This is a genomic window from Methylobacterium indicum (genome assembly GCF_017347565.1).
Lineage (GTDB): Bacteria > Pseudomonadota > Alphaproteobacteria > Rhizobiales > Beijerinckiaceae > Methylobacterium > Methylobacterium indicum.
On the sequence record NZ_AP024145.1, the window covers coordinates 1,697,066 to 1,714,597 of the forward strand.

At 71.8% G+C, this 17,532-nt stretch carries 15 protein-coding genes and 1 pseudogene; 9 read left to right on the forward strand and 7 right to left on the reverse strand.

The window, feature by feature from the left end; translation table 11 throughout:
* Positions 1-48: 48 nt before the first annotated feature.
* The 4 genes from miv_RS07905 to araD all read left to right on the forward strand — a co-directional run bounded on the left by miv_RS07905 (position 49) and on the right by araD (position 4,908).
* Positions 49-1,068: an ABC transporter substrate-binding protein gene (locus miv_RS07905; protein WP_207182168.1), complete on the forward strand. Its 1,020-nt coding sequence runs from the start codon at positions 49-51 to the stop codon at positions 1,066-1,068.
* A gap of 29 nt (positions 1,069-1,097) precedes the next feature.
* Positions 1,098-1,862 (forward strand): ABC transporter ATP-binding protein, encoded by a 765-nt coding sequence (locus tag miv_RS07910; protein WP_207182170.1) that lies wholly within the window; start codon positions 1,098-1,100, stop codon positions 1,860-1,862.
* A gap of 30 nt (positions 1,863-1,892) precedes the next feature.
* On the forward strand, positions 1,893-2,756 hold the full coding sequence (locus miv_RS07915; RefSeq protein WP_244276563.1) for an ABC transporter permease: 864 nt from the start codon (positions 1,893-1,895) through the stop codon (positions 2,754-2,756).
* Positions 2,757-3,111: 355 nt separating this feature from the next.
* Positions 3,112-4,908, forward strand: a complete 1,797-nt coding sequence (gene araD, locus miv_RS07920) for an L-arabinonate dehydratase (protein WP_082172059.1) — start codon at positions 3,112-3,114, stop codon at positions 4,906-4,908.
* A 3-nt stretch (positions 4,909-4,911) separates the two neighbouring features.
* On the opposite strand, the gene miv_RS07925 is transcribed toward araD, so the two are convergent.
* Both miv_RS07925 and miv_RS33890 read right to left on the reverse strand, forming a co-directional pair.
* Positions 4,912-5,538, reverse strand: a complete 627-nt coding sequence (locus tag miv_RS07925; protein WP_053220846.1) for an IclR family transcriptional regulator — start codon at positions 5,536-5,538, stop codon at positions 4,912-4,914.
* A gap of 21 nt (positions 5,539-5,559) precedes the next feature.
* Positions 5,560-5,868 (reverse strand): annotated as a pseudogene (locus miv_RS33890) (hypothetical protein); the annotation flags it as partial.
* On the opposite strand from miv_RS33890, the gene miv_RS07930 reads away from it, so the two are divergent.
* Genes miv_RS07930 through miv_RS07940 form a run of 3 tightly spaced genes read left to right on the forward strand, consistent with a single transcriptional unit; the run spans position 5,771 to position 9,168 of the window.
* Positions 5,771-7,084 (forward strand): MFS transporter, encoded by a 1,314-nt coding sequence (locus tag miv_RS07930; protein ID WP_058619226.1) that lies wholly within the window; start codon positions 5,771-5,773, stop codon positions 7,082-7,084. The pseudogene miv_RS33890 and the gene miv_RS07930 overlap by 98 nt on opposite strands.
* Positions 7,085-7,114: 30 nt before the next feature.
* The gene (locus tag miv_RS07935) at positions 7,115-8,026 is read left to right on the forward strand and encodes a polysaccharide deacetylase family protein (protein WP_048427164.1); all 912 of its coding nucleotides are present in this window, start codon (positions 7,115-7,117) and stop codon (positions 8,024-8,026) included.
* Entirely contained in the window at positions 8,023-9,168 is a 1,146-nt protein-coding gene (locus miv_RS07940) for a M20/M25/M40 family metallo-hydrolase (RefSeq protein ID WP_207182172.1), read from the forward strand. The genes miv_RS07935 and miv_RS07940 overlap by 4 nt, the downstream gene beginning before the upstream one ends.
* 183 nt (positions 9,169-9,351) lie before the next feature.
* Here the strand turns inward: miv_RS07940 and miv_RS07945 are convergent, their stop codons facing one another.
* Positions 9,352-10,524: a glycosyltransferase family 4 protein gene (locus miv_RS07945; RefSeq protein ID WP_058620007.1), complete on the reverse strand. Its 1,173-nt coding sequence runs from the start codon at positions 10,522-10,524 to the stop codon at positions 9,352-9,354.
* On the reverse strand, positions 10,509-11,060 hold the full coding sequence (locus tag miv_RS07950) for a hypothetical protein (RefSeq protein WP_207182174.1): 552 nt from the start codon (positions 11,058-11,060) through the stop codon (positions 10,509-10,511). Before miv_RS07950 ends, miv_RS07945 begins: the two co-directional genes overlap by 16 nt.
* 801 nt (positions 11,061-11,861) lie before the next feature.
* Here miv_RS07950 and mdoH point away from each other — a divergent pair.
* On the forward strand, positions 11,862-13,787 hold the full coding sequence (mdoH, locus tag miv_RS07955) for a glucans biosynthesis glucosyltransferase MdoH (protein ID WP_207182176.1): 1,926 nt from the start codon (positions 11,862-11,864) through the stop codon (positions 13,785-13,787).
* 105 nt (positions 13,788-13,892) lie between these two features.
* Here mdoH and miv_RS07960 read toward each other — a convergent pair whose 3' ends face one another.
* Both miv_RS07960 and miv_RS07965 read right to left on the reverse strand, forming a co-directional pair.
* Complete coding sequence (locus miv_RS07960) at positions 13,893-14,357, reverse strand: hypothetical protein (RefSeq protein WP_048431197.1); 465 nt, start codon at positions 14,355-14,357, stop codon at positions 13,893-13,895.
* Between the two features lie 97 nt (positions 14,358-14,454).
* Entirely contained in the window at positions 14,455-15,609 is a 1,155-nt protein-coding gene (locus tag miv_RS07965; RefSeq protein WP_207182177.1) for a trans-sulfuration enzyme family protein, read from the reverse strand.
* A gap of 103 nt (positions 15,610-15,712) precedes the next feature.
* Between miv_RS07965 and miv_RS07970 the strand changes: the two genes are divergently transcribed.
* Positions 15,713-16,249: a TspO/MBR family protein gene (locus tag miv_RS07970; protein WP_058620011.1), complete on the forward strand. Its 537-nt coding sequence runs from the start codon at positions 15,713-15,715 to the stop codon at positions 16,247-16,249.
* 199 nt (positions 16,250-16,448) lie between these two features.
* Here the strand turns inward: miv_RS07970 and miv_RS07975 are convergent, their stop codons facing one another.
* Entirely contained in the window at positions 16,449-17,429 is a 981-nt protein-coding gene (locus miv_RS07975) for a quinone oxidoreductase family protein (protein ID WP_207182178.1), read from the reverse strand.
* Positions 17,430-17,532: the final 103 nt, after the last annotated feature.

Genomic DNA, 17,532 nt, shown 5'->3' on the forward strand with positions numbered 1-17,532 from the left:
ACAACAAGCCGGCACGCGCCGCGAAGAGGCGGCCTCGGGAGAACGCTCATGGTCCACTCGCCCGCGCGCCGCGCCTTCGCGGCGGGGCTGCTCGCCGTCGGCCTGCTCGCCTCCGGTTCGGGCTACGCCCAGCAGAAGAGCGAGATCGCGATCACCCGCCAGCCCGGGATCATCTACCTGCCGACCCACATCATCGAGAAGCAGGGGCTGATCGAGAAGCACGCCGCGCGGCTGGGCGTGCCGGGCGTGACGACGAAGTGGCTCACCTTCACGGGCGGCGGCAGCCAGACCGATGCGCTGCTCGCCGGCAACGTCGACATCGTCAATACCGGCACCGGCAACCTGCTGCTGCTCTGGGACCGGACGCGGGGCGGGGTGAAGGGCATCGTCGCCACCTCGGCGCTGCCGCTGCTGCTCGTCAGCCGCGACCCGAAGATCAGGACGATCAAGGACATCGGCCCCGGCGACAAGGTCGCGGTGCCGACCGTGAAGGTCTCGACGCAGGCGATCCTGCTGCAGATGGCGGCGGGCGAGATCTGGGGCGCCGACCAGTCCGGCCGGCTCGACGCCAACACGGTGCAGCTCGGCCATCCCGACGCGGCGATCGCGCTCGCCAACCCGACCCACGAGATCAAGACCCATTTCGCGGCGCCGCCCTTCCAGTACGTCGAATTGCGTACCGTGCCGGGCGCCCACATCGTCGCCCGCTCGCCCGACATCATCGGCGGGCCGCTGACGCAAGGCCAGTTCTTCACCACCACGAAGTTCGCCGACGCCAACCCCAAGATCGTCCAGGCCGTGCGCGCGGCCTCCGAGGAGGCGCAAGCCTTCATCCGCCAGGATCCCGCCAAGGCGGTCGAGATCTACCGCGAGGTGACCGGCGACAAGACCAGCGCCGAGGATCTGCTGAGCTACTTGGCCGAGCCCGGCATGATGGAGTTCAACCTCCAGCCCCAGGGCACGATGCGCTTTGCCGAGCACCTGTCCCGCATCGGCACCCTGCGGACCAAGCCCAAGGCCTGGACCGACTACTACCTGCCGGTGGCCCACGACCTCAGCGGCAGCTGAGCCCTTCCGGTTCGAGAGGACACGACACCATGACCGCGCTCCTCGACGTCCGCGGCGTCACGCTCCGCTACAAGACCCCCAACGTGCTGGTCACCGCGACCGAGCGCGTCAGCTTCCGGGTCGAGACCTCGGACCGCTTCGTGCTGCTCGGGCCGTCGGGCTGCGGCAAGTCCACCCTGCTCAAGGCGGTGGGCGGCTACCTGCACCCGAGCGAGGGCGAGATCCGCATCAAGGACCGCGTGGTCAAGGAGCCCGGCGCCGACCGGATGATGGTCTTTCAGGAGTTCGACCAGCTCCTGCCCTGGAAGACGGTGCTCGAGAACGTCACCTTCCCGCTCCTCAACGCGCGAAAAATGTCCCGCCGCGCGGCGGAGGAGCGGGCGCGGGCCTATATCGAGAAGGTCGGCCTGACGCGGGCCATCGACAGCTATCCCCACACCCTCTCGGGCGGCATGAAGCAGCGCGTGGCGATCGCCCGCGGCATGGCGATGGAGCCCGACATCCTGCTGATGGACGAGCCCTTCGCGGCCCTCGACGCGCTCACCCGGCGCACCTGCCAGGACGAACTCCTGCAGCTCTGGGAGGAGACGAAGTTCACGGTGCTCTTCGTCACCCACTCGATCGCCGAGGCGATCAAGATCGGCAACCGCATCCTCCTGCTCTCGCCCCATCCGGGCCGGGTCAAGGCCGAGGTGCGCGACGTCGACAAGGTCTCGGCCCAGGACGGCAGCGCCGGCCAGCTCGAGCAGCAGATCCACGACCTGCTGTTCGCCGACGAGCCCGCCCATCACTGACCGCGCGTCGCGCCCGAGAGGAGGCCCCCCATGACCGCCACCATGCCGGCCCGCATCATCCTGAGCGAGGCGGCGCCCGCCGCCGACGGCGCGGTCGAGCGCCAGCTCGGCACCGCCGAGATCCTGTGGAACAGCGGCTTCGTCCGCAAGACGGTGATCATCGTCGTGCTGGCACTGGTCTGGGAGGCCTATGCCCGCTTCCTCGACAACCCGCTGCTCTTTCCGACCTTCTCCGACACCGTCACGACGCTGTGGCAGCAGACCCTCGACGGCACGATCCCGAACCGGGCGCTCACCTCGATCAAGGTGCTGCTGATGGGCTACGTCGCCGGCATCCTTCTCGCCGCGACGCTGACCATGCTGGCGATCTCGACCCGCATCGGCACCGACTTCCTCGAGACGATGACGGCGATGTTCAATCCCCTGCCGGCGATCGCGCTCCTGCCGCTGGCGCTGATCTGGTTCGGCCTGGGCAACGGCAGCCTGGTCTTCGTGCTGGTCCATTCGGTCTTGTGGGCGGTGGCGCTCAACACCCATTCGGGCTTTCGCGGCGTCTCGAACACGCTCCGGATGGTCGGGCGCAATTACGGCCTCAAGGGGCTGCCCTACGTCACCAAGATCCTGATCCCGGCGGCGTTCCCGAGCATTCTCACGGGCCTCAAGATCGGCTGGGCCTTCGCCTGGCGCACGCTCATCGCGGCGGAACTGGTCTTCGGCGTGTCGTCGGGGGCGGGGGGCCTCGGCTGGTTCATCTTCGAGAACCGCAACCTCCTCGACATCCCGGCCGTCTTCGCGGGACTGCTGACCGTGATCATCATCGGCCTCGTGGTCGAGAACCTGATCTTCCGCACGCTGGAGCGGCGGACGGTGCAGAAATGGGGCTTGCAGCACTGACACCCCGATCCTTCCCCGCATAGGCAGGAGTGTCTGAAAAAATGAGGCGCGGGCTTCCCCTCTCCCCGCGGGCGGGGAGAGGGCCGATCCCCCGTTCAGGGGGAGCGGCGAGCCCACAGGGCGAGGGTGAGGGGGTCTCGACGAGTGAGGCTCCTCCGGAAACACCCCCTCACCCTCGCTCCGGCCGCGCCTCCGCTTGCCGTATCACCTGGACGGTGACACGGCCCTCTCCCCGCCCGCGGGGAGAGGAGAAACCCGCGCCCCTTCTTTATCTCCGGGCAGATCCCCGCAGAGGGGGGAGGGGATGGGCGTCGCGATTCATCGAACGAACGACACCAACAGGAGCCTGGAAAAAATGGCCCGCGATCCGCTCCCCCCGCCCGACCTCGAACCCGGCACCATCCCGGACGGCCCGCAGGTGAAGCGCCGCGAGCCCTCGTCCCTGCGCTCCGCCCGCTGGTTCGGCCCGGCGGACCTGCGCTCCTTCGGGCACCGCTCCCGCGCGATGCAGATGGGCTACGCCCCCGAGGAATGGACCGGCAAGCCGGTCATCGCGATCCTCAACACCTGGTCCGACCTCCAGCCCTGCCACGCCCATTTCAAGCACCGCGTCGACGACGTGAAGCGCGGCATCCTGATGGCGGGGGGCTTCCCGGTGGAGCTGCCGGCGATCTCGGTCTCCGAGAGCTTCGTCAAGCCGACCACCATGCTCTACCGCAACATGCTGGCGATGGAGACCGAGGAGCTGCTGCGCTCCCACCCGGTCGACGGCGCGGTGCTGATGGGCGGCTGCGACAAGTCCACCCCGGGCCTGCTGCTCGGCGCCACCAGCATGAACCTGCCGGCGATCTACATCCCCGCAGGTCCCATGCTGCGCGGCAACTGGCAGGGCAAGGTGCTGGGCTCCGGCTCCGACAGCTGGAAGTACTGGGATGAACTCCGCGCCGGCAGGATCACCGACCAGGACTGGCTCGGGATCGAGGGCGGCATCGCCCGCTCCTACGGCACCTGCATGACCATGGGCACCGCCTCGACCATGACGGCGATCGCGGAAGCCGTCGGCATGGTGCTGCCCGGCGGCTCGTCGATCCCGGCGGCGGATGCCGGCCATATCCGCCTCTCCTCGGAATCCGGCCGGCGCATCGTCGACATGGTGTGGGAGGACCTGACGCCGCAGCGGATCCAGACCCGGGAGGCCTACGAGAACGCCATCGCGGTCGCGATGGCGATGGGCTGCTCGACCAACGCGATCATCCACCTGATCGCCATGGCGCGCCGGGCCGGCCACGCCATCGGCCTCGACGATTTCGAGCGCTACAGCCGCATCGTGCCGGTGATCGGCAACGTCCGCCCGAGCGGCAACACCTACCTGATGGAGGACTTTTTTTACGCCGGCGGCATCCGGGCGCTGATGAACGAGATCCGCGATCACCTCCACCTCGACTGCCTGACGGTGAGCGGCCGGACGCTGGGCGAGACCATCGAGGGCGCGCGGGTCCACAATGCCGACGTGATCCGGCCGCTCTCGAACCCGGTCTACGGCCAGGGCTCGCTGGCGGTGCTGAAGGGCAACCTCGCGCCGAGCGGCTGCGTCATCAAGCCGGCGGCGATGGACCAGCGCTTCCTCAAGCATTCCGGCCCGGCCCTCGTCTTCGACGATTACCCGTCCCTCAAGGCGGCGATCGACGACGAGACCCTCGACGTGACCGCCGACCACGTTCTCGTCCTGCGCAATGCCGGGCCGCAGGGCGGGCCGGGCATGCCCGAATGGGGCATGCTGCCGATGCCGAAGAAGCTTTTGAAAGAAGGCCACCGCGACATGCTGCGCCTGTCGGATGCGCGGATGAGCGGCACCAGCTACGGCGCCTGCGTGCTCCACGTCGCGCCCGAATCCTTCATCGGCGGGCCCCTGGCGCTCCTGCGCACCGGCGATATCGTCAGCATCGACGTCGAGGCGCGCTCGATCCACATGGAAGTGTCGGACGAGGAGCTGGCGCAGCGCCGCGCCGCCTGGACCCCGCCGGCACCCCGCTACGAGCGCGGCTACGGCGTGATGTTCTCGCGCCACATCCAGCAGGCGGACGAGGGCTGCGACTTCGACTTCCTGCGCACCGAGTACGGCGCCCCGGTGCCGGAGCCGGCGATCTACTGACGATCACGCCGGTGCGCCGCTGACCAGCGCGGCGGCGCGCATCAGCCCCGGCAGGATCCGGGCGATCTCGTCCGGGCCGCCCCAGCGTCCGGCCTCGCCGGCGACGTGCAGGGCGCCGAACGGGCGCCGCGCCGCGTCGGTCAGCGCCACCGCGATCACGATCTCGTCCTCGATCACCTCGTGGGCGGCGACCGCGTAGCCGTCGCGCCGTGCCTCCGCCACCGCCGTCATCACGTCCTCGATCCCGGTCCGGGTGAAGCGGGTCAGCGGCCGGCGGTCCTCCACCGTCACCAGGGCGCGGGCCTCCGGTTCCGTTAGGGTAGCCAGCACCGCGCGCCCGCCGGCACTGCAGAACAGCGGGATCCGGCGGCCGACCAGGTTGGTGTAGTAATGCTCGGCCCTCGCCTGCAGCCGCAGCGCGTAGACCAGCGACGCTTGCGAGAACAGGCTGAGATCCACCCGCGCGTCGCAGGACCGGCGCAGATCCATCAGGATCGGGGTCGCCCGCTCGATCAGCGGATGATGGCGCAGGAAGGCGTAGCTCAAGTCCAGCACCCGGTCCGCCAGGGCGTAGCGCCGGGTCGTCGCGCATTGGTCGAGATAGCCGAGCTGCGCCAGGGTGTGCGCCATGCGCTGGCACGTACTCTTGTCGTGACCGCTGCGTTCGCCGATCTCCTGCAAGGACAGGCTGCGGACACCGTGGAATGCTTCCAGGACACTGAAGCATTTTTCGACGGAATGAACAAACAATCGGCTTCGCGCGGTTTCGCTGCTGGCATCCGTTGACATCGTAGCGTCCCTTGAACCAGCATAAGATGCAATGCAGCGTATTGCATGGCAATACGAAGGCGTGGGGAACGGGATGCACGGCACGGTCGCGACGGAGGAGGCGGGGCGGGCCCGCTCGGGCATCGATCCCCGGGCGCGGCGGGCGATCGCCGCCGCCTGCATCGGCAACATGCTCGAATGGTACGATTTCGGGGTCTACGCCTTCCTGGCCGGGGCGATCTCGGCGGCGTTCTTCCCGTCGAGCGACCCCACCGCCTCGCTGCTCGCGACCTTCGCGGCCTACGGCGTCGGCTTCCTGGCCCGCCCCTTCGGCGGTGCGGTGATCGGCCGGCTCGGCGACCGGCGCGGGCGCAAGGTCGCGCTCGTCCTCACGCTCCTGATGATGGCGCTCGGCACGATCGGGCTGGGCCTGCTGCCGACCTATGCCCAGATCGGCATCGCGGCCCCGGTCCTGCTCGTCGCCCTGCGCATCCTCCAAGGCATCGCGGCGGGCGGCGAATGGGGCGCCTCGACCGCCTTCATCATCGAGTGGGCGCCGGAGGGCCGGCGCGGCCTGTTCGGCTCGTTCCAGCAGGTCAGCACCGCGTCCGGCATCCTCCTCGGCTCGGGCGTCGCCGCCCTCCTCACCTCGCTCCTGACCCCGGAGGCGATGCTGGCCTGGGGCTGGCGGATCCCGTTCCTCCTCGGCGCCTCGCTCCTCGTCGTCGGCATCCTGATCCGCCGCAGCGTCGACGAGACGCCGGTCTTCGAGGATCAGGTGGCGCGCAAGGACGTCGCGCCGGCCCCGTCCGCGGCGGAGAGCGGCCCGCGGCTCGGCCTGCGCGCCTTCGGCTTCACGATCTTCTGGACCGTGTCGTACTACATGCTGCTCTCCTACATGCCGACCTTCACCCAGAAGTTCGGCGCCCTCAGCGCCTCGCAGGCCCTGTGGTCGAACACGATCGGCCTCGTCGCGATGGTGCTGGCGGTGCCGGTCTTCGGCCACCTCTCGGACCGGGTCGGCCGCAAGCCGCTGCTGATCGCCAGCGCGGTCGCGGCGGTCCTGCTGTCCTACCCGCTGTTCATGATCGTCGCCGGGGGGGCGGGCTTCCTCACGGTGGTGGCGATCCAGGTCGTGTTCGGATTGATCGTCGCCCTCTATTCCGGGCCCGGCCCGGCGGCGATCTCCGAGATGTTCCCGAGCCACCTGCGCTCGACCTGGATGTCGATCGGCTACACGCTGGCGGTTGCGGTGTTCGGCGGCTTCGCGCCCTTCATCGCCACCTGGCTCATCGCCGCGACCGGCTCGCCGCTGGCGCCGGGCGCCCTCTACCTGATCCCGATGGCGCTCCTCACGCTCGTCGTCGTCGCGCGCATGCCCGAGACCGGCAAGAGCCGGCTCGCCTGAACCCCGCTGCCTGACCGGAGGAGGCCCCCGATGACCGACGCATCCGTCGATCCGTCCACCCTCAAGCCCTGGCAATGGCCGGAGGATCACTGGCGCCGGCGCGTCGCCAAGGTGCGGGCCGGGCGCAGCCTCGCGCCGGCCTGGCCCGACGGCAAGCGGTGCGCGGTGGCGCTCTCCTTCGACGTCGACCACGAGACGAACGAGCTGCGCGACGGCGGCAAGTCCCTCGGGCGCCTCTCCTGGGGCCAGTACGGCCACCGCCAGGGCATGCCCCGCATCCTGGCTCTGCTGGCCGCGCACGATGTGCCGGCGAGCTTCTACGTGCCGGCGGTGGTGGCGATGCTCTACCCCGACGAGCAGCGCGCCGTGGTGGCGGCCGGCCACGAGATCGGCATCCACGGCTGGATCCACGAACTGAACTCGATCCTGCCGGCCGAGGCCGAGCGCGACCTGATGCTGCGCAGCGCCGACGCCCTTGAGAGGATCACCGGGACGCGCCCGGTGGGCCTGCGCACCCCGTCCTGGGACTATTCCGACGCGACGCTGGCGATCATCCGCGAGATGGGCCTCCTCTACGATTCCTCCCTGATGGCCGACGACACCTGCTACGAGCTGATGGAGGACGGCGCGCCGACCGGCATCGTCGAGGTCCCGGTCGAGTGGATCCGGGACGACGCGCCCTACTTCATGATGAGCCGGTTCGAGGGCTTGCGCCCGCATATCGGGCCCGAGGACGTGCTGGCGATCTTCATGCGCGAGTTCGAGGGCGCCTACCGCGAGGGCGGGCTGTTCCAGCTCACCATGCACCCGCACATCATCGGCTACCGCTCGCGGCTGTGGATCGTCGAGGAGCTGATCCGCGCCGCCAAGGCCAAGGGCGACGTCTGGTTCGCCACCCATGCCGACATCGCCGCCCACGCGGCCACCGCGCTGCGGGCATGAATCCCCTCCCGGCGATCCCCGTCCCCGCTCCGGCGGACCTCGCCCCCGCCCTCGACCGCCTGCGCCGCCTCGTCCTGTGCGAGACGCCGAGCTACGCCCCCGACGCGCTCGCCGCCGGTCTCGCCCTGATGCGCGCCGAGCTCGCCGCCGACGGCCTCGCGGTGGCGCCCGATACCGCCGATCTCGCCGCGGCCGGCGCCGTCCGGGCGACCGACGACCGGGGCGGGACGCTCGACGGTCCGCCGATCCTGATCCTCGGCCATCTCGACACCGTCCATCCGGTCGGCGAGCTCGCCGCCAACCCGTGGCGGATCGATGGCGACCGCGCCTTCGGGCCCGGCATCCTCGATATGAAGGGCGGGATCGTGCTGGCGCTGGAGGCGCTCCGCCGCGCCGGGCCGCACCTCACGCGGCCGGTCGAGATCCTGATCACCTCGGACGAGGAGATCGGGTCGCCGCGCTCCCGCGGGCTGATCGAGGCGCGGGCGAGGGACGCCGCCTGCATCCTGGTACCCGAGCCCGCCCGCGACAATGGCGGCCTCGTCGTCGGCCGCCACGCCATCCTGCGCTTCGCGCTGTCGGCGACCGGCCGTCCCGCCCATGCCGGCCGAGACCCCGCCCGCGGCGGTTCGGCGATCCATCGCCTCGCCCGCGCGGTCGTGGCGCTGGAGGGCCGCAGCGTCCCGGGCGCGAGCCTCAGCGTCGGGGTGATCGGCGGCGGCCTCTGGGTCAATTGCGTGCCCGAGCGCGCCGCGGCCGAGATGCTGTGCGTGGCCGCCGACGACGCGCGGCGGGACGAGATCCTGCGGATCGTCGCCGGGGAGGCCGACGACCGCCTGGCGATCGACCTCGCGAGCGAGCGCCCGCTCTGGCGCACCGGGCCGGGCGACCGGGCGCTCTACGGGGCCGCGCAGGCCATCGCGGCGGAACTCGGGATCGCGGTCTCGCCGGAGGTGTCGGGCGGCGGCTCGGACGGCAACTTCACCGGCGCCCTCGGCCGGCCGACCCTCGACGGGCTCGGGCCCTGCGGGGCGGGGCTCCACGCGCACGACGAGCACCTGGACCTCGCGAGCCTGGGGCCGCGGATCGCCCTGATGGCGAACCTGCTGGCGCGGGTCGGACACCTTCCGACAAGCGATTGAGCGTGTTCACGGATCCCGCGGCCCAAGACCCCCCGGAGAGCGGGAAGGGGCGAGGTCTGCGGGACGCCGTTCATCCGTTCCGCCACCATCGCGGGCTCCTCCTCCACCGTGCGCAGCCACGCGGGATGCGGGCGTCGCCGCGGGTTCGGCACGAACGGAGGGACGACGTGAAGGCGACGATCCTCAGGCCGGCATCCCGGCCCGCAGCGGCGGGCCGGTGAGCACGGCCCGATAGGCCTCGAGGACGCCCGCCGTCATCGCCTCGACCGTGTAGGTCTCGGCCCGCGACCGCGCCTCGGCACCGAGGCGCGTCCGGATCGCGGGATCGGCCGCCACCATCTCGATGGCGTGGGCGAAGCCCGCATCGTCGTCGGGCGCGATGAAGATCGCGGCCTCGTCCCACAATTCGCGGAAGGTCGGGATGTCGGAGAGCACCAGGGCGCAGCCGGCGCTCGCGGCTTCCAGCACGCCGAGGCCGAAGGGCTCGTAGCGGGCGGCGGAGGCGTAGATCGGGGCGCCGCCGAGCCAGCGCGCCACGTCCTGGTCGCTGAGCCGCCCGAGGGGGCGCAGGTGGTCGGGCGCGAATTGCGCGGCATTCGGGCCCTTGAGGGCGCCGGCGGCGAGGAGCGGCAGGCGCATCCGGGCGGCGGCCCGGTCGAGGGTGCGGGCGTTCTTGCCCTCGTCCCAGAGCCGGCCGGCCGTGAAGGCGAAGGGCGAGGCGGCGGCCCCCGCCGGGCTGCGCTGGCCGCGGTCGGCGGGCTTGCGCCGGCCGTTCGGCACCACGCGCGGCGGAGCGATCCCGTAGGTCGCGGCGGTCGCCTCCGCGAAGGCACGGGTGGGGCTCAAGAGCGCATCGACCCGGCGGTAGCCCTCCGCGACGAGGCTCGCCCGCCAGGCGAGATCCGGCGGCAGCGGGCCGGGGCGCATCGCCGCCCACCAGGTCGCCACGCAGGAATGCGCCACCGCGATCACGGGCGCGCAGAACTCGGCGAGCGCCGCCAGCGCCGGGCTGTTGAGGTGGATGAGATCGGCCCCCGCCCGCTCGGCCTCGCGGGCGACGATGGCGGCGGCGGCCTCGACCTCGCGGCGGGTGAGCGCGGTCCAGTCGAGGCTGACGCCCAGCGGACGCAGATCGAGGCCGCGGATGGCGCGGGCGGCGCGCATCTGATCCTGGCTCGGCTCGGGGCCGAGCACCGCCAGGGTGACGGCGACGCCCCGGCGGGTCAGCTCCTCGGCGAGGTCGAGCCCGTACTGCCAGATTCCGCCGACGGCATCGACGGTCATGAACAGGTGGAGCGCCGGCGCTCCCCGATGGGGGAGGGGACGTCCGACCGGGACCGTCAGGCTGGGCAGCATGCCGCCTCCAACTCGCGCAACGGGGCCGGCCGCTCCGACGGGATGTCGCCGAAGCGGTCGAACTGACCGGGATGATGGGTGTGCGCCCGCTCCCAGGCCTCGCCGTCCGGCTCGCCCGGCGGGGGGCAGGCCGGGGAGGTTCCGGCAAGGGGCGTTCGCGCACGGTGGGTCCGGGTCGCGTCCCCGGCCGCGGCGGAGACGCACGCGGGCATGCCGGGCATCCGCGGGTCGATCCGGGTCCGTTCCCGGAACGCGACGGCGCCCCCCCGCGGCATGGTCTCGTCGACGAAGCGGAGATGTGTCGCCCGTTGCGCGCCCAACCGATCGGTCTCCCTGGAGAAGGCCGGCGGCGCACGCCGCGGGTCGCTGTCCCGAATGTTGGTCTGGGCGCGAAAGGTGCGGGAATGAGGGCGGATCCGCGAGACCGCCACCTCGGCGCCCGGTCCGCCGGACGCGACGGGCCGGTGGGGCGAGCGGTGCCCGGAACCGATGCTGCTCTCGAAGCTCCAGGTCGGGTTGACGAGGGCGATTCTCAAAGCGGGCGTCCTGAACCGGGAACGGGCATCGCTGATACTGAGCGTAGCTATGTGGGAGATGGCGGGGCCGCTCGGGACGACAAGGCCTTTTCGCCCGAATGCGGTTAAACGAATGATACCGCAGGATCCTTTGTCATGACGGCCACGCATGGCCCTGTCGTCACCATGCGGCGGAAGCAGGCATTTTCCGGGAACCGAAACGCGTCTCGCGCGTGGCGTCGAGCTATGGAGGCCGAGCGCTGTAAGGACGGGCTCCGTCTCTTGGCGAGCCGCCCCCGGCGGTCGAGACCACGGCGCCAGGGCAGCGGCGTCGGCGCCGGCATGATGGGACCTCCTTCCTCGTCGAGCGGACCCCGGGACGCTTCCGGACCGGAGCAGGGCCGGCGGACGACCTCCTCGTGCGATGGCCTGCCGGCGTTGCGGGACAGCCCCTCGCCGCAGACGCCGATCGACAGGTCTTCGGGGGCGGGCGCGACCGCCGTGGATCTGGGCTGTCGGAGGGGCAAGCACCCGCTTCCGGTCGTTCCGGGCGAGGAGGGCCCGCGCTACGGCTCCGCCGGTGTTCGGGCGGTGACAGGATAATGTGCGACCTCCGCCGCGCTCCTCCAGGGCCGGCCTCGCCGGCGATACTAGTGGTCTGTATCAGTCGAGGGTGGGCACGGCGAACAGGTGTCATCGTTCTGGCGTCATTCAGACCGATTGCTCCATGACAACCAGCGGGATAGCGCAGTTACGGCATCGAGAGCCGCCTCCCGCGCCGGTCCTCAGAGAGTTTCCGTCACCCGAGTTCACGCGCCCTCCATGTCCTTCGTTCCCCCGTCGCACGACACCGTGCCGGCCGTGCCCGGTGCGGATCCCGCTCCCCCGCAGGAGGCCGCCGCCCTGCGCCGGCGGCGCCTGGCCCTCGCCCTGCCGACGGTGGCGACGGCGCTCGCCCTCGCGGTGGCGGCGACGGCCAGCATCGGCGTACCGGACGGGCCGCTCGAGGCCGCGGTGCTGGTGCTGTTCTGCCTGGCGATGGCCTGGCAAGCCTATATCGGCTGGCAGTATCTCTACGGGGCGATCGCGGCCGGTCTCGGGGCCCGGGTGATGTCGGCGGTGGAGCGGCAGGCCGCCGATCTCGCGCCGCAGGCGAGCGGGCGCAGCCGCACCGCGGCCGTGGTGGCGATCCACGCCGAGGATGCGGCGGCCGTCTTCGCGGCGATCCGGGTGATGGCCCGGTCTCTCGCCCGCGCCGGCGGCGACGGGCGCGACCTCGACATCTTCGTCCTCAGCGACACCCGCGACCCGGAGATCGCCGCGGCCGAGGAGCGCGAGCTCGCCCGCATCCTCGCCTGGCGCGAGACTGCCGGGCCGGGCCTGCCGGCGATCCGCTACCGCCGCCGCCAGGACAATACCGGGCGCAAGGCCGGCAATATCGGCGAGTTCTGCGAGACCTACGGCCACGCCTACGACTTCATGATCGTGCTCGACGCCGACAGCCTCATGACCGGCGCCGCGATGCGCCGGCTGGTGCGGCTGATGGAGGAGAACCCCCGCGTCGGCCTGATCCAGACCGTCAGCTACGCCGCCGGACGCGACACGCTGTTTGCCCGCATCCAGCAATTCGCCGTGCGGCTCTACGCACCGCTCTCGATCCGGGCGCTCGAGACCTGGCAGGGGCCGGACGGCGGCTACTGGGGTCACAACGCCATCCTGCGGATCGCCGCCTTCGCGGCCAATGCCGAACTCCCGGTGCTCCCCGGCCGCCCGCCGCTCGGCGGCGAGATCCTGTGTCACGACACGGTGGAGGGCGCGTTCCTGCGCCGGGCCGGCTGGGAGCTGCGCCTCCTGCCGGAGGAGCCCGGGACCTGGGAGGAGATGCCCACCAACCTCACCGACCTGCTCGGCCGCGAGCGGCGCTGGTGCCAGGGCAACCTGCAGCATCTCGGCGTGATCGGGATGGCGGGCCTCACCGCCGGCAGCCGCTGGCACCTCGGCGCCGGCATCCTGTCCTATCTCGCCTCGCCGGTCTGGGTCGCCTTCCTGGCCCTGGGCACCTGGCAGGCGATCCGCAGCGGCGATCTCGGGCTCCTCGCCTACGGCCTCACCGGCGAGGGCAGTGCGGCCGCGGTCCTGGCCGCCTTGAGCGTCGCCGTGCTGGCGCTGCCGAAGTTCCTCAGCCTCGGCCACGTCCTCCTGTCGCCGGAGCGCCGCGCCGCCTTCGGGGGCACGAAGCGGCTCCTCGCCAGCGCGGCCCTGGAGCAGGGGCTCTGGGTGCTGCTCTGGCCGGTCCTCACCCTGTTCAATGCCGGCGCCGTGGTCTCGACCTTCGCCGGCCGGGTGGTGCGCTGGGACACGCAGGTCCGCGACGACCGCCGGGTGCCGTGGTCCGAGGCCTGCCGCCTCCAGGCCGATTCCCTGGTGGCCGGCGGGTTGCTCGCGGGGGCGCTCGTCTATGCCGGCGACCCGCTGCTCGCCCTCTGGATGGCCCCGGTCGCCCTCGGCCTCCTCGCCAGCCCGGCGCTCAGCGTGCTGACCAGCCGGGCCGATTACGGCCACGCGGCGCGCCGGCGCGGCCTCTTCCTCACGGTCGACGACACCGCCCAGGCCCCGGAGCTGCGCGACCTCGCCGCCGCCCGCACGGCGCCCCCGGCCCCCGCCCGCCCGCCGGTGCGCGGCGAGGCCCCGGTCTGGCTCGCCACCGCCACCGACGACGCGAAGGCCTCCCCGGCGCGGGAGATCTGAAGCTGTCTGACCAGGAATCGGGAATATGCATGTAGAGTGGCGTTGCCGACACCGGCAACGCCACTCTACTGCACCGAACCGTCGCCTGACCTCACCAACCCACTCTCACTTGGCCGGCTTGCCCAGCACCTTGAGCGGATCGGTGCGCTGGCTCGGCGCGGGCTCGGCGGTGAGGCTGTCGGCGCGTTCCTCCGGGCGGCCGCGGACGCTGCCGGTCGTGGCGGGGCTGCCCTGGCCGACGGTGGCGCGGTTGGCGGGGCTCGTCACCGGCACGGACCCGCTGGCGAGTTCGAGGCAGGTCAGCATCTCGACGTAGCTCGGGAAGCCGCCAGCGCGCGATTGCTGCGAGCACTGGGTCTTGGCCGGGCCGGAGAACTGGCCCCAGCGCTTGCGCAGCTCGTCGCCCGCCGAGCGCTCGGAGCGCAGGCAGCCGTCCGAGCCCGCCTCCTGGCTCACCGAGGCGCGGCCCGGCGAGTTGCAGGTATGCTCGATGTCCAGCCGCGGCGGGCCGTCCGCCGCGACGAGGACGAGATGCGCGCCGAGGAGCGCGAAGGGCAGGGCGGCGGGCATGATGGATCTCCATTGCGCCGGAGAAGAAAAAGCTTCGCCGGTTCAACGCGCCGAGATCGCAAGAAGCTCCCGCTGACGATTCGTCCGCCCCTCGGCCTCACTCCTGGCGCAGGGCCTGGTCGAGGTCGGCGAAGAGGTCGTCGGCGTCCTCGATCCCGACCGAGAGGCGCAGCAGGTCCGGCGGGCAGGGGGTGCTCGGCCCCTCGATCGAGGCGCGATGCTCGATCAGGCTTTCGACGCCGCCGAGCGAGGTCGCGCGCTTCCACAAGGCCACCCGGGCCGCCGTCGCGATCGCCGCCGCCTCGCCGCCGGCCACCCGGATCGACAGCATCGTGCCGAAGCCGCCGGTCATCTGGCGCGCCGCCACCGCGTGGCCGGGATGCTCGGGCAGGCCGGGATACAGCACCTGGGCCACCGCTGGATGGGCCGAGAGGCGCTGCGCCAGCGCGCCGGCATTCGCCATCTGGGCGGCGATGCGGACGTGCAGCGTGCGCATCCCGCGCATCAGCAGGTAGGCCTCGAAGGGCCCGAGGATCGCACCGTTGCCCGAGCGGATGCGCTGGATGCGGGCCCAGAACGCGTCGGCCTTCGCCCCGGCGAGGGCGCCCGCGATCACGTCGGAATGGCCGTTGAGCACCTTGGTGGCGGCGTGCATCACCACGTCGGCGCCGAGCGAGAGCGGCCGGGTCACGACCGGCGAGCTGGCGGTGGAATCGACCGCGAGCCGGGCACCGGCCGCATGCGCGATCTCGGCCGCGCCCGCGATGTCGGTGACGGTCCAGAGCGGGTTCGACGGGGTCTCGAGCCAGACGAGCTTGGTCTCGCCGGGCCGCACGGCCTTCTTCAGGGCGTCGAGGTCGTCGGTGGCGACGAAATCGACCTTGAGGCCCCAGCGGGTCGCCTCCTCGGACAGCCAGCGCCGCAGGGCCCAGTACATCACGGTCGGCGCCACGATGTGGTCGCCGGGATCGAGGGCGCCGAACACCGCCGTGGCGGCGGCCATCCCGGAGGAGAACAGCAGCGCGCCGGCCTCCGCCTCCTCCAGCATCGCGATCACGGCCTCCGCCTCGCGCACGGTGGCATTGTCGGGCCGGCCGTAGACGTAGCCGGAGGAATACTGGTTATCGGGGTCGCGGATGTAGGTGGTGGCGACGTGGATCGGCGGCACCACCGCCTTCGTGATCGGGTCGACATGGCCCAACGCCTGCGCGGCGAGGCTCTTCTTCGACCAGTGGCGCGGGGCGCTGCTCATGCCGGGGCTCCAGGGGATAACAGGGGCGTTTTGCTCCCCCGCCGCCCTTGCAGAACCGGTGCCGGCGCGCAACCTCCATCCCGGTATAGCACCCGAGCCCGTCATGCCCCGCACCGCAACGCTGCCTCCGACCGCCCCCGGAACCGACCGGCCCGTCCTGTCGCGCTGGCCGCGCCTCGCCGCCGCGGTGGTGCCCGTCGCTGCGGTCGCGGTGGTGGGCAGCCTGGCGACGTCGCCCAACATCCCGACCTGGTATGCGGGCCTCGCCAAGCCGGACTTCACGCCGCCGAACTGGCTGTTTCCCGTCGCCTGGACGATCCTCTACGCGCTGATCGCGTTTTCGGGCTGGCGGCTGCTCGGCACCGCCCCCGCCACGGGGTCGCTGCGGCGTACCCGCACCCTGGCCCTGTGGGCGTTCTTCGTCCAGCTCGCCCTCAACGGCGCCTGGACGCCGGTCTTCTTCGCCCGCCACGATCCGGCCGGCGGCCTCGTCGTGGTGGTCGCCCTGCTGATCATGATCCTGTGGACGATCCGGCTCGTCCTGCCCCTCGACCGGCTCGCCGCCCTCGTCCTCGTGCCCTACGCCGCCTGGGTGTCCTACGCGACGGCCCTCAACGCGGCGATCTGGTGGATGAACTGAAGGGCGGAGACGACCGGCTGGTCCTGCCCGCGGCCTCATCCCGAGGCGTCGGTCGATCCTCGATCGACCGACCTCGAAGGAGGGCTGTGGAAAGCTCTTCGTGTCCAGGAGCCCTCCTTCGAGGCCGCTGCGCGGCACCTCGGGATGAGGCCGCGGATAGGAGGAGCGAGCCCCCCCTCAGGTCACGAGCACGGGGGGCTCACGGCACCAGCACGATCGCCCCGGCGACCTTGCGCGCCTCCGCGGCCTCGTGCGCCTCCACCACCTTCTCGAGCGGGAACCGCGCTCCGACATCGACCGCGACATGGCCGCGGGCGATCGCATCGAACAGGTCGGCGGCGTTGGCCCTGAAGGTGGCTGGGTCGGCGTTGTGCGGGAAGACCGACGGGCGGGTGAGGAACAGGCAGCCCTTCTTGTTGAGGAGTTCCGGATCGATCGCCGGCGACGGGCCGGACGCCGCGCCGTAGGAGACGACGAGGCCGAACGGCGCGGCGCAGTCGAGGGACTTCAGGAGCGTGTCCTTGCCGACCGCGTCGTAGACCACCCGCGCCTTGGCGCCGCCGGTCGCCTCCAGGAAGGCCTTGGGCCAGTCGGGATCGGTGAGGTCGATCACCGCCGCGCAGCCGGCCGCGAGCGCCGCGTCCCGCTTCCCCGGCGAGCCGGTGGTCCCGACGACCTTGGCGCCGAGCGCGGACGCCCAGCGGGTCAGGATCTGGCCGACGCCGCCGGCGGCGGAATGGACCAGCAGCAGGTCGCCCGGCTGCACCGCATGGGTCTTGCGCAGCAGGTACTGCGCGGTCATGCCCTTGAACAGCAGGGAGGCGGCGGCCTCGTCGCCGACGCTCTCGGGCAGCCGCACGAGCTTGTCCGCCGGCACGGTGCGCCGGTCGGCATAGGCGCCGACGCCGGCATTCATGTACGCCACGCGGTCGCCCGGCTTCACGTCCGTGACGCCCGGCCCGACCGCCTCGACCACGCCCGCGGCCTCGAAGCCGAGCCCGGTCGGCCGCTCGAGCGGATAGGCTCCCCGGCGCTGGTAGATGTCGATGAAGTTGAAGCCGATCGCCGTCTGGCGCAGCTGCGCCTCGCCCGCACCGGGTGCGGGCAGGTCCCCGCTCCGCAGGGTCATGACCTGCGGCGGGCCGAACTCGGTGATCACCACGCTGCGCGTCGTCGCCATGACGGACTCTCCATGTGCCTGCCCCGCTGGTGCCCCCCGGTATGAACCCGCCGGACGCGGTGATAAATCGGGGCCCGCATTCGAGATTCGAAACGCCGGGTTT